This is a genomic window from Calditrichia bacterium, assembly GCA_020634975.1.
Taxonomy (GTDB): Bacteria; Calditrichota; Calditrichia; order RBG-13-44-9; family J075; genus JACKAQ01.
On the sequence record JACKAQ010000001.1, the window covers coordinates 1,043,606 to 1,055,788 of the forward strand.

General features: G+C 45.8%; 12 protein-coding genes. 8 read left to right on the top strand and 4 right to left on the bottom strand.

Features of this window, described 5'->3' with window-relative positions; all coding sequences use genetic code 11:
• Positions 1-301 precede the first annotated feature (301 nt).
• Complete coding sequence (locus H6629_04015) at positions 302-3,334, top strand: carboxypeptidase regulatory-like domain-containing protein (GenBank protein MCB9066959.1); 3,033 nt, start codon at positions 302-304, stop codon at positions 3,332-3,334.
• 176 nt (positions 3,335-3,510) lie between these two features.
• Here the strand turns inward: H6629_04015 and H6629_04020 are convergent, their stop codons facing one another.
• The 4 genes from H6629_04020 to H6629_04035 all read right to left on the bottom strand — a co-directional run bounded on the left by H6629_04020 (position 3,511) and on the right by H6629_04035 (position 5,989).
• Entirely contained in the window at positions 3,511-3,840 is a 330-nt protein-coding gene (locus H6629_04020) for a hypothetical protein (protein ID MCB9066960.1), read from the bottom strand.
• Entirely contained in the window at positions 3,776-4,258 is a 483-nt protein-coding gene (locus H6629_04025) for a hypothetical protein (GenBank protein ID MCB9066961.1), read from the bottom strand. Before H6629_04025 ends, H6629_04020 begins: the two co-directional genes overlap by 65 nt.
• Before the next feature lie 110 nt (positions 4,259-4,368).
• Positions 4,369-4,887, bottom strand: a complete 519-nt coding sequence (locus H6629_04030) for a hypothetical protein (protein MCB9066962.1) — start codon at positions 4,885-4,887, stop codon at positions 4,369-4,371.
• Positions 4,888-4,945: 58 nt separating this feature from the next.
• A complete protein-coding gene (locus tag H6629_04035; GenBank protein ID MCB9066963.1) occupies positions 4,946-5,989 on the bottom strand; it encodes a hypothetical protein in 1,044 nt (347 codons plus the stop codon).
• Between the two features lie 321 nt (positions 5,990-6,310).
• Here H6629_04035 and H6629_04040 point away from each other — a divergent pair, with 321 nt between their 5' ends.
• From H6629_04040 to H6629_04070, 7 genes are all read left to right on the top strand, one after another.
• Positions 6,311-6,949 carry an NAD(P)H-dependent oxidoreductase gene (locus tag H6629_04040; protein MCB9066964.1) on the top strand — a complete coding sequence of 213 codons (639 nt, stop codon included), beginning with the start codon at positions 6,311-6,313 and terminating at the stop codon, positions 6,947-6,949.
• Positions 6,950-7,043: 94 nt separating this feature from the next.
• Positions 7,044-7,259, top strand: a complete 216-nt coding sequence (locus H6629_04045; protein ID MCB9066965.1) for a hypothetical protein — start codon at positions 7,044-7,046, stop codon at positions 7,257-7,259.
• Positions 7,252-7,833, top strand: a complete 582-nt coding sequence (locus H6629_04050; protein ID MCB9066966.1) for a DinB family protein — start codon at positions 7,252-7,254, stop codon at positions 7,831-7,833. Before H6629_04045 ends, H6629_04050 begins: the two co-directional genes overlap by 8 nt.
• Positions 7,834-7,921: 88 nt before the next feature.
• Positions 7,922-9,145, top strand: coding sequence for a hypothetical protein (locus H6629_04055; protein ID MCB9066967.1), 1,224 nt, complete (start codon positions 7,922-7,924; stop codon positions 9,143-9,145).
• Between the two features lie 236 nt (positions 9,146-9,381).
• Entirely contained in the window at positions 9,382-9,831 is a 450-nt protein-coding gene (locus H6629_04060; protein ID MCB9066968.1) for a polyhydroxyalkanoate synthesis regulator DNA-binding domain-containing protein, read from the top strand.
• A gap of 27 nt (positions 9,832-9,858) precedes the next feature.
• Entirely contained in the window at positions 9,859-10,377 is a 519-nt protein-coding gene (locus H6629_04065; GenBank protein MCB9066969.1) for a phasin family protein, read from the top strand.
• Positions 10,378-10,508: 131 nt separating this feature from the next.
• Positions 10,509-12,140 (top strand): AarF/ABC1/UbiB kinase family protein, encoded by a 1,632-nt coding sequence (locus tag H6629_04070; protein ID MCB9066970.1) that lies wholly within the window; start codon positions 10,509-10,511, stop codon positions 12,138-12,140.
• The last annotated feature ends 43 nt before the right edge of the window (positions 12,141-12,183 follow it).

Consider the following 12,183-nt stretch of genomic DNA (forward strand, 5'->3'; position numbering starts at 1 on the left):
AAATCTCTCCCATTTTCTATTTTTCCCGATTGCCCCTTCGTCCTTTATCCTTCCTGACCCAATCAATAAAAACCAACCCTGCAAAATTTGCATAGCTTCGCGCAGAATTTTCACTGTTCACCAAATTTCCGGGTTTTAAAATCGCATTATTTCGTGCCGCATAGCCGCCAAATGACGCTTAACAGGCGATTTTTTGCCAAAAATATGGTATTGCTCAATTTCTATCAAAACTGGCATTAAATTTGATCCATCAGGGATGAAATAAAAAACCACGAGATCAATTGTCAATCATGGAGGTATTATGAAATCAGTTTTAATGAAAGCTGTTCTGTTGCTGGGTATTGTGACGCTGCCGATGTTTGGCGCCTCGATTTCCGGGACGGTAACGGATGCTATCAACGGCACACCGCTGAACGGTGCACTGGTGATGGCACTCGGTTACAACACAAACGGCGACTCGCTGTTTTACGAAACAACAACCGGTTTCGACGGCGGCTATCTTATTGAAAACATGGCAGATGGCGAATATTTTATTTCGGCAGACCTGAACGGATACATTCGCCAGCAAGCCGGTGGAATTCTGCTGAGCGGCAACACCCAGCTACAAATTGATTTTACGCTTTCGCCGGTGGGAACGCTGAACAATCGCTTTTCCGGTAAAGTGCAGAATGCAATAACCGGTGAATTTATAGCGGATGCGCTGATATCGTTGCAACAAAATGGCGCAATCAGCTATCAACAAATGACGGACGCCGGTGGAAATTTTGCATTCGATGATGTCGAAATTGGACAGTATTTAGTTGTTGTTGAAAAAGACAGCTTCCAGACATCGCCGTTCATCAGCCTTTATTTTGATGTTAACACGCAGATTAACAATTTTTTTATTCAATTAACTCCGGTTGGAGTCCCGACAGGCTTGGGCTCGCTAACCGGTGTGATCACCGATTCGGCAACCGGTTTACCGGTTTATCCCGCGTTTGTGGAAGTGCACGGCAATACACCTATCGGTGATTCGCTGTTTTTTCTCGAAGTAAATCAACCGAGTGGGATTTACTATTTTACCGGCATTCCGGCAGGCACTTATTATGGCAGCGTTTTCGCACCCGGATACGAAAACCAAAATTTTGGTCCGGTCGTGCTGCAGGATAACCGGGTCGATACGCTCAATTTTGCGCTGGCAGTAGAGCCCACGCCGTTGATTGGCACGATCTCCGGCAATGTGAAATACGATTCCAGCGGTGCCCCGGTTGCCAACGCGTTTATCGAATTGCTGAATGTAAACGGCAACATTATTGACCGCGCCTTTACCGATTTTCAAGGAAACTACTCTATTACAACACTTACCGGCGATTATTATGTCGCAGTAAGAGTCGGATTGGACACGATGGGCACAACCTCATCCTATCGCGAATTTTACGATGATGTGCAAACCTTCAACGAAGCAACAGTAGTTACCGTTACGGAAAATGCCATCACCGACGGCATCGATTTTGGTGTGCCGGAAAGCGCAACGAGCGGCGGCTCAGCCACACTTTCGGGCACCGTTCGGGAAAACGATCCAAACGGCAGCGCCATTTATCCGACCTTCATCGAACTGATTCCGATCGATACACCGAGCGGTTTTCCGATCGAGCCGGTCACCAATAACCCCGATGGCAGCTACAGCGTCCCAAATATCGAACCCGGTCTGTACATGATTTTTGCGAATGCAAACGGATATCAGCCCTTTCATTCGCCGGAATTGGTAATTACTTCCGGCGAAAATCAGTTTGACATTCTCCTGGAATCGCTGTTCAACGGCCCCACCGGTTGGATCACCGGTCAGGTGACTTTCGACGGCAGCGGCACTCCGGTGAACGGCGCAGTTATCGAGCTGATCGGCGGAAATGTAAACTTTAGCGCAGTCACAAACCCTCAGGGATTTTACGCCGTGCAGGCGCCGGAGGGCGATTATGTTGTGGCAGCTACATATTACGCGATGGATTCGCTAAACATATTCCCAATGTTTTATCGCGAATATTTTGATGACGCGCAAACGCTCGCCGAAGCAACCCCGGTTTCTGTCGTCGCGAACGACACAACGGGCAACATCAATTTTGGCGTACCGGATTCGATTCCGCCGATCAATGCAACCTTCACGGGAACCGTTACAGATGATTCGGGCAATCCTATTGAAGGCGCATTGGTGACCATCGAGGGCAGTTTTTTCGGCTTCCCGATATTCAACGATTCGCTGATTTTCCGCAGCGTTACAGATAACGCCGGCAACTACAGCATCACCGCAAACACCGGATTACTACCATTTAACGTATTCAGCGCATCTGCCGGCGCAGATGGTTATCGCATCGAATATTGGGAAGAGCAGCCGGCAAAATATCTGGCAGACCCCATTTTTGTCACCGGCGATACGCTCATCCAAAACGTCAATTTCACACTCAGCGAAAGCACCGTTGGAGAAAATAGCATCAGCGGATTTGTGCTCGGCGGAAACGGGTTCGCATTAAATAACGCAACCGTAATCGCCACCAGCATCGATCACGGCCTGATGTTCATGGCGCAGAGTGATTCCAGTGGATTTTACACAATTTCGGGTTTGGAAGCGGGTGAATACGCCGTATTGTTCGCCGCCGATGGCTACGTTCCGGAATTTTACAACGATGTGCTGGTTTGGGAAGATGCCACACCGGTACCGGCATTCGGAAATGTGTTCAGCGTCGATGCGTTTCTGACACCCGCGAATATCGCGCCAGCCACCAACGCGATGATGACCGGCGCAATCACCGATGATTTCGGCGAGCCGGTTTCCGGCGTGCTGGTGACGTTGATGGATGGCAGCGGCGAAATTGCCGGTTACGATCTCAGCGATGCTCAGGGCAATTATCAGATGATGGGCTTACACAGCGGACAATTGACCGTTCGCGCCAGCAAAGTCGGCTACCAAAGCCGCACGGAATTGATGACGTACAACAGTGGCAACGGCTCAATTATGGTCATGAATTTGAACCTTTCCGCAACGCCGCTGAGCGTAGATCCGGACGACAGCGAATCGCTGCCGAAAGCCATCGCGCTGGAACAAAATTACCCGAACCCGTTCAACCCGAACACGACCATCACATTTGCACTGCCGACAGCGCAATTTGCCAAATTGGCGATTTACAACGTGATCGGTCAAAAGGTGAAAGAACTGGTTAATCGCGAATTACCGGCGGGAACCTATCAATTTAATTGGGACGGCACCGACCTGCGCGGCAACGGCGTTTCATCGGGAATTTATTTCTACTCGCTGGAAGCCGGCGATGTAAAGCTGGTGAAAAAGATGATGCTAAACCGTTGATTTAAAACAGCTTGCAGAGATGTATTGAAAAAGGCGCATCGAATTTCGGTGCGCCTTTTTTGCGTTATTGGAAGGAAAGAAGTATTGTGTTTATTGCATGAAATCGAAAAACCACACGGTTTCGTTGCCGGCTAAATCGGTAATCACCAAACGGGCTTTGTCGCTATTTGATCCGGTCAAAATTGCATCGACGGTATTTTCCGGTGACGCTGGATTGTAAACATCATTTTGATTAAACGGCATGCCATCAGTGTCAGCGTTGCGCCAGTTAACACCTTAACGCTTATTGATGCGATACCGGAAATTGCATCACTGAACTCAATATTTGCGATACCGCTTTCGATTGAAACGGTTGTTACGGAAGGCAATTCTTTATCGAAAATAAAAACCTGATTTGTGTTGACTGCACCGTAAGTATTAGCAACCGAATCGCCCTGCCATTCAAAATCTTCGTAAGTTGTGCTGTAGCCTTTTAGCTGGAGGAATTTCCGATGGGGTGTCAGCATCGCTTTCGGTGACATTAATATCAGTTGACGTTAAGCCTGCTGCCGTACCTTCAACAGCGACCAAACTACCTTCGTAACTAAGACATTGCTTTAAATTATACAGATCATCGACTAAGGATAAACCATCAGCTGGACCATTTTGTATACCGGATTCTGTAAAGAATAGGGTTCCAAAGCCATTTAATTGATTTGGAATAACTCCTGACAAATTAACTGTGCTATAAATTGTCCCTGTGTCCCTATAAAACTCAATTGACCACCCTGATAAATCCGTCCCAGCCGGCCCGGCGATTTCCACACCCTCACCCACATCACTGCCAGCATTATCATAATGAATTTCATTAATAAAAACCGTCGTTTGTGCACACAAATAGAATGAAAAAAATAGCGTTAAAAATGTGTACGAATACCATTTCATCAGAAAAATCCCCCACTGGTTAATTCCGGGTGACAAAAATTGTTGGTTGTTTTTTGGAGAGAAACAAATTGCCGGGGCGTTTGCCCCGGCAACACGCAATAATTTACAATTTAGAAATTATCATACAAATCAAAATAAACGCTGAATGCCGCGCAGGTGCTCAGTTTCACCTGAATAACGACGTGAAATTGCTCGCCTGGTGCAACATCGGTATCGACGTATCCGCTAACGCCATCGGTGTTGAATCCGCTAAAATTTTGGGGCACGATATACGCATACGTCGGGCTGTCGCTTTTATTGGTAAAGTCCAGCGATATTTCGCGAATCAGATCGGACGGTGTGCCACAGCCTTCGGCGGTGTATTTGATATCGTCCAGCGTTACGGTGCTGCTAATATCGCCCATCACTTCCGCAGGGCTGCCGAGCTTGCCCAATCCAACCGGCTGCCCGTTTTGATACAGCGTAAATCTGCCGCTGGCTTCGTCAATTTCAATCCCGAATCCTTTGAGAAGAACGTTTTGCCCCACCGGTGCTGCATCCGTTTCGCTGCTGATGGACTGGATGTTTTTTTCGCAGCTCCCCAATAACAACAGCATGGAAACCAGCAGTAACAGTACATATTTTTTCATTTCGAAGTTCCTTTTTCTCAATCAATATCCGTTTGCTATTCGTATTATTTTCAATGTTTTACATATTCAGAAAATCGAAAAACCACACGGTTTCGTTTCCGGCGACATCAGTTACCAGCAAGCTCACTCGTGGATCAGCTCCCGTTGCGGTAACGCTCACAGGAACCGAGGAAACGAGTTGTTTTGTGATCACATCGTTCAGGCTTGCAGCATTGCTATCGACGGTTAACGTTGCATCCTGCAATTGCTTTACTTCGATGCGAACGATGCCCAAATCACCCGCTTTAGAGTCCAGCAGTGTGGCGTTAGCGACTGTTCCGCTTACATTTGCCAATTCAACAGTTGGACGATTTGCGTCGGTTTGGACGCTCAGGCTGTTGAAAAAAAGGTTGTGTTGATCAGTATTTAGTTGATTAGGTGCCGAACCCAAATTAAACAAACGTAAAATGCTAAAACTTTGGCTACTAACCGTGCTTTTTAACGAACCATTAATAACTTCTTCACTACTATCAAATAAGTCTGTCAAAACAAGTCGATAGTTTGACGTACTTGTCAATATTATTTCAATGCGAAGGCCTTCATTCGTAAACCCTTGACTGGTTGAAACTGTGCCACTTAATTCTTCAATTTTATAGACACTTTCACCACCTTTGAAATAAAATCGTAATAATGATTCAGATGTAGTATTTCTAAGTTCAAAACCAACTTCCGCGCCAGATTCAATAAACCCATTGTCCATGTCGATAGAAAAACGTTGCCCAACAGAAAGTGGTGAATTAAGTGATCGGTATGCTTCACTGTTATTAAAAGGCTTTGCGTATAACGCCCACGCCTCATCAAAATTAACGCCAGTATTTATATCATTGTCATTATTTGAGTCACCATTTCCATTGACTTTTGAACTTCCAATAAAAAAGCCTGCAAAATCGTTATTAGGATTTGGGGAAAGTGTCCACGCACCAAATCCACTTCCGCCATTATCTCCAGACTGCCAACCATCATTATAAGTTGCATCATTAGCGTCATCTGCTGCCTGTGCAAAAAGGTGCTGCGAAAAAAAGATCATCCACACAGTCAAAAACGATAGCATTAATCGCTTCATAAACCGCTCCTTTGTTACCAAAACGGGTAGTTTTTTAATGTTCAAAAGAAAATTGCCAACAATTTTCCGGGAAATCTGCTCGATAAAAAAATTTTGTGAATGAATGTCAAAGAGAGTGGATAAAAAAATTACCTCAAAAACTAACGGTAAATAACTCAATAGCGCGTGATATTTGTCACAGGAATTTTCTCGCAAAAGTTTTAGACAGTTTAATGCTCTTTTTATGGCTTTTCGTGGCAACGCTCCTGTTTTAATGTTATAATGATCACCAAAAGCTGTTGAACCGATTGTTCAATTTGTAAAAAAAATGGGAAATATCAATTGAAAAAGTATCTCAATAATTCACGAAATGTGCGAGTGGTGGCAATTTCCGGCAGTTTGCGAAACGGTAGTTATACCAGTGCCTCCCTGAGAGTTGCACTAAAAGGCGCGGAAATGGAAGGCGCGGAAATCGAGATGATCGATTTACGGCAATACAATCTGGTGTTTTTCGGGCAGGTGGAGGAAACGGATTATCCACCAGATGTATTGCAATTGCGAGAGAAAGTCCGAGATGCGCAGGGCATTTTGCTCGGTACACCGGAGTATCACGCCGGGCTAAGCGGCGTTCTCAAAAACGCACTGGATTTAATGAGTTTTGACGAATTCGAAGGAAAAATGCTCGGACTGATTGGCGTTTCCGGCGGCAATATGGGTGCGATAAATGCGCTGAACAGCCTGCGAACCATCGGGCGAAACCTGCATGCATGGGTGCTGCCGCAACAAGTTTCCGTGCCGGAAGCTTACAAATATTTCACCGAAGATGGAAAAATCAGCAACCGCAATTATGAAAAACGCCTGCTGGAAGTCGGGCAGTTGGTCACCCGTTTTGCCAAATTACTGGAACTGCAGAAAGATCAGGAATTTGTGAAACTTTGGGAAGGTTTGCCGGAAAATCCCGGTGGTCGCAAACCAACCTGAGCCGTTTTTTTTCGGCAAAAATCATGTTGCAAAAGTCCTGTTCTATTGGTTAATTGAACAACAAACAGGGCAGTTTCTTTGACATTGGAAAATTATGATTACAATAAAAATTCATAATGCGAGAGAGATCATCGCAACTGAAAAAGGGCGTTTGGCAGCGCGCGTGGGCGGATTATTCATCGATCTGGAACGGAAAGTGGAAGAAGAAGTGGTGCGCCAGTTACACGAGGTTTTCTCTTCGAAAAATATTCGTGCAGAAATCCAGATTGTGAACAACGATCCACCATCACCGGGAGTTTCGTATGATTGATTTGGGCGATCCCTACACCAAACGACCGATTATTGAGGCATTACAACGTGTTCGCCACGATGTAACGCAATATTTCGGGACCCTGCCAACCGATATTTTCTGGGCGCAGCCCCAACAAAGCTGGTCACCAGCGGAGCATTTGCATCATTTGCTCAAATCTGCCCGGCCGGTGGTGCTGGGGATGAACCTACCCCGCCCAATTCTCCGGTTGTTATTCGGCAACGCCGAACGAATTTCCCGCCGTTATGCGGACGTCCGCAAAACCTACCGGACAAAATTGGCCGGCGGTTTTAAATCCCCGTGGCTTTTTGAGCCGAAACGCCCGCATTTTTCCGAAGCAAATCCCGAATTACAACGCGAAAAATTATTGCAGCAGTGGAAAGACCTCTGTGATGATTTGATCAGCAGCCTCGAAAAATGGCAGGAAAACGATCTCGATCGCTACCGGCTACCACATCCGAGCCTCGGAAAAATTTCTGTGCGGGAAATGTTGTTGTTCACGTTGTATCACAATATTCACCATATCAAATCTGTTCAAATGCGGCTGGAAAACCAACGCGTTCCGGTAGCTTAACACCAGCGATTTTCAACACAGAAATAGCTGCCCTCACTTTATTTTGCAACAAAAATACCGTGCTGCTGCACGACAAAAGAGATCTGCAATGCCGGAACTCCTCACCGACATCGAATTTTGGAAATATTTGAGCATCCCGGTTGTTGCTGCGCTGGTTGGCTGGTCTACCAACTGGGTGGCCATCAAACTGCTGTTTTATCCGCTGGAAGCCTGGGGAAAACCGCCATATTTGGGCTGGCAGGGCATCATCCCTTCCAAAGCGGCAAAAATGGGCGCAATTACGGTAGATTCCACCCTTTCAAAATTAGGCAAATTATCTGATGTATTTGCGGCGATGTCGCCCCAAAAAATTGCCCGGCATCTGGTGGAAAATATTGAGCCACGGCTGCACGCCTACATCAAATGGATCATGCTGGAAGAAGATCCCGCATCGTGGAAAATGCTGCCGGAAATGATGCAAAATTCCATCGTCAACAATGTGCGCCAAAAATTATCCGGCACCGTCGGGCGAATAATGGACGATGTGACTGAAAATATTGAAGATATGGTTGATCTGAAACAGGTTGTCATCCGCCAATTGGTGAAGGATAAACGCATCGTCAACCGCATTTTTCTGGAATGTGGCGCGAAAGAATTCCGGTTTATTATTGTTTCCGGGCTGTATTTTGGTTTTCTGTTTGGCGTTTTGCAGATGGGCATATGGTTCTTTTTTCAAAACTGGTGGATTTTACCGCTGTTTGGGGTAATTGTGGGATACGCCACCAATTGGATTGCGCTGCGCATCATTTTCCAACCGCTGAATCCGCATAAAATAGGCCCGTTTGTGATACAGGGATTATTCCTCAAACGGCAGCACGAAGTGGCCAATATTTGGTGCGAAATTGTTACCAAAGAAGTTATTACTGTGCAAAATATTATTGATGACATGCTGCACGGCGAAAAATCCGAACGCACCAATGCAATTGTCCGGGCACACGTTCGCGATTTGATTGATGAAGCGATGGGCATTTCCGAACCGCTGGTCCGGTTTGCGATCGGCTCCGAAAAATTTGCGGGCATCAAAGAAACGGCATCGCAAAAAGCGCTGTTGTTTTCTGAACAGGCGATGGACGATCCCGCATTTAACGACGAACGCGCCGCCATCGTAAAAGATTTGATTCGCGAACGAATGATCGCGCTTTCATCCGAAGAATTCCAACATTTGCTGCGCCCGGCTTTTCAGGAAGAGGAATTCAAACTGATTTTGATGGGAGCTGTTTTGGGATTTTTGGCAGGAATGGCACAGTTGTATTTCGTTTTTGGCGGTATTTGAACCTACCTTTTTTCAATCCGAAAAAATTTTCAATTTATTAAACACTGCGTTAAATATTTTACAAGTTGCGTAAAAATAACGCATTACGTAGACGCGTTGCGTTATTTTTTGACCAAAAACATGTGTTTTATTCAAGAAATTAACGCAATGCGTAAAATATTTCTTGACAAATCTAACGCGATGCGTTATATTACCCTTGAGTCAAAAATGAAACAAAAAGGCAGCAACAGAATACGATGAGCAGAATAATTAAACGATACGGAAATCGCAAGCTGTATGACGCAGAAGCCAAAAAGCATATTTCGCTGGAAGAAATTGCGGAACTGGTTCGTAAAGGCGAAGATGTGCGAGTGATCGACAATACAACCGATGAGGACATCACCGCGCAAACGCTAACGCAGGTTATTTTTGAAGAAGGCAAAAAAGGGCGTAACCCGCTTTCGCCGGATGTGCTGCACGATGTGATCCGCTGGGGAAATCACATGCTGGACGACAGCCTGAAACAGTTCCGCGATAGCTTTGAAAAACTGGATCAGATAATGCCGGAATCATTGAACAAATTGTTCAAAAAAAATGAAAAAGAGAGCGAGATCGAACAGCTCAAAAAACGACTCGAATCGCTGGAATCGTTGATCACCAACCTTGGCAGTCAAATAAACAGTGATCAACCTAAAAAAGAAAAATAACATCAATAAACCCGAAAGGAGAGCGTTATGACTACGCGTAAATCCACTAAAGATACGGTTACCGAAGGCGCACGCAAAGTAGCCGATCAATTTAACGAAGAATTTAATCAGGCAACCAAATCTGCAGAGCGTCTGCAACAATCGTTGAGCGATTCTGCACGGGATATCTGGTTGGCAGGTCTCGGATTATTTTCCACTTTGGAAGAAGAAGGCGAAAAAATGTTCACCGGATTCGTCGAAAAAGGGAAAGATCTGGAAAAGAAAGGCGAAACCGTTGAGAAACGTGCCAAAGAACGCATCGAATCTTTCCAAACGTTTTTCACTGAAAGAACCGATCAGATTACCAAAGAATTTCAGGAAAAACTGAACAATTCCGTTCCGACCGTCATCGAAGAAAAATTCCAGCAGGCATTGGAAACATTCGGTGTATCTTCGCGCAACGAAGTGAATAAGCTGAATGACAAGGTTGACAAACTGACCAACGCCGTTGAGCAATTGACCAAAAAATTGAGCGAAAACGGAAAAAAGTCGTCCTCCACTAAGTAGTTATTACAAAAAGTCAATCCTAACGGATTGCCCCAACGACGCGGAAATAGCTGCCCTATGGCGGCTATTTCCATTTTTGGCAATTTAATTTCTCCTTTTTGCTAACACCCATTTTTTTGGTAATTTCATTTGTGAAACGGAATCCGATAGCGACATATCGCAGCGTACTCAATCGCTTTGTGCAGCTCTATAAACACGTGTTGGGGCTGATCATCGGTGCTTTTGTGGTATCTGTGCGCAATTTATCGCCGATCAAGCGAAAAGGGCTTCGTTCCGCCGGACGACGGGTGATGGCATTTTTTTTGAAATTCACGATCAAAAAAGAATTGCGCAACCAACCGTTTGAAGTGCAATTGCGGCGACGGCTGGAAATGTTGGGGCCAACGTATGTCAAACTCGGGCAAATAATGGCCATCCGGGAAGATATTTTGCCAAAAAATATTACCGGAGAACTGAAACAATTGCTGGATCATTTGCCGGAAGTGCCCTTCGAAAGCATTCGCGCAATCATCGAGCGCAGCCTTAATAACTCCCTGAAAAATCTGTTTTTATATGTCGATCCGCAGCCGATCGGCTCTGCATCCATCGGGCAAATTCACCACGCCACAACGCTGGACGGCATTCCGGTGGTGCTCAAGGTTATCAAACCCGGCATTCGCGAAACGATCATGTCTGACCTGAAATTGATGCAAATTTTGGGCACCTTTCTGGAATGGATTATTCCGCGGTTTCAGCCGAAAGTGATCATCGCGGAATTTTCGCGTTACACAGAGCGTGAAATTGATCTGGTTTACGAAGCGGATCATGCGGAGCTGTTTGCCGCCAATTTTACAAATTCCCCGGAAATTGTATTCCCGAAAATTTACCGCCAATTCAGTACCCGGGATGTGCTGTGCATGTCTTTCATGAATGGCATCAAACCGAATGATCCGGAAATTCTGTCGCTCAGCGCGGCGGATCAGCGCCAGATTATTGACATCGGCACGTTTTCCATCATCAAAATGTTGTTCGAGGATGGCTTTTTTCACGCCGATTTGCACGCCGGGAATCTGATTATTTTGCCGGGACCGAAAATCGCGTTTATCGATTTGGGAATGGTTGGGCGGTTTGATGAAAAAGTGATGCGGATAATGCTGTATTATTTTTACGCGCTGGTGAATGGCGATGTGGAGCGTTCCGCCAAACATTTGCTGGCGATGGCAAAAGTGGGTCGCGGCGGCGATCCCGAAGGCTTCGAACGCTCCGTTACCGATTTGTTGCGGCGATTTTTGCTGCAGGCGCATCACGGGAATTTCAGTCTGGCGCAACTCATTCTGGAATCGCTGCGATTGAGCAGCCGCTACCGGATTTTCTTCCCCGTCGAAATGACGCTGATGGTGAAAGCGCTGGTAACGTTTGAAGGTGTCGGGCAATTTTTATCGCCAAATCTGGATGTTCCCGCGCTATCGCGAAAACACATCCAACGTATTTATAGTCAACACTTTAGCTTCGACAATTTATATAAACATTTTATGCGTGGCGCACCGGAATTGCTGGATTTTATGGTTCGGTTGCCCAAACTAGCTTCGGACAGTTCCCGCTCGCTGGAAGATTTTTTGAATGACGGTAACAAACAGGAAAACCCGCTCAGCGGCTTAAAAAGCGCGCTCATTGCCGGTGCTTGCGTAGTGGGAATGGTTATTTCTGTGGTTCAGGACGGGCATCCTGCACTCTCTGTTTCTTTGCTGATTGCCGCGATTTTGTTTTTCATTTTTGGAAAATGATTGTTATAATACAGGCGATTCTGCCATGGCGGGCAGAAAAAAT

What these genes read in the sequence shown, in the direction of transcription:
- H6629_04015 (MCB9066959.1), top strand. Translation starts at nt 302, where the DNA reads ATGAAATCAGTTTTAATGAAAGCTGTTCTGTTGCTGGGTATTGTGACG.
- H6629_04020 (MCB9066960.1), bottom strand. Translation starts at nt 3,840, where the DNA reads ATGCTGACACCCCATCGGAAATTCCTCCAGCTAAAAGGCTACAGCACA.
- H6629_04025 (MCB9066961.1), bottom strand. Translation starts at nt 4,258, where the DNA reads ATGAAATGGTATTCGTACACATTTTTAACGCTATTTTTTTCATTCTAT.
- H6629_04030 (MCB9066962.1), bottom strand. Translation starts at nt 4,887, where the DNA reads ATGAAAAAATATGTACTGTTACTGCTGGTTTCCATGCTGTTGTTATTG.
- H6629_04035 (MCB9066963.1), bottom strand. Translation starts at nt 5,989, where the DNA reads ATGAAGCGATTAATGCTATCGTTTTTGACTGTGTGGATGATCTTTTTT.
- H6629_04045 (MCB9066965.1), top strand. Translation starts at nt 7,044, where the DNA reads ATGATTACAATAAAAATTCATAATGCGAGAGAGATCATCGCAACTGAA.
- H6629_04050 (MCB9066966.1), top strand. Translation starts at nt 7,252, where the DNA reads ATGATTGATTTGGGCGATCCCTACACCAAACGACCGATTATTGAGGCA.
- H6629_04055 (MCB9066967.1), top strand. Translation starts at nt 7,922, where the DNA reads ATGCCGGAACTCCTCACCGACATCGAATTTTGGAAATATTTGAGCATC.
- H6629_04060 (MCB9066968.1), top strand. Translation starts at nt 9,382, where the DNA reads ATGAGCAGAATAATTAAACGATACGGAAATCGCAAGCTGTATGACGCA.
- H6629_04065 (MCB9066969.1), top strand. Translation starts at nt 9,859, where the DNA reads ATGACTACGCGTAAATCCACTAAAGATACGGTTACCGAAGGCGCACGC.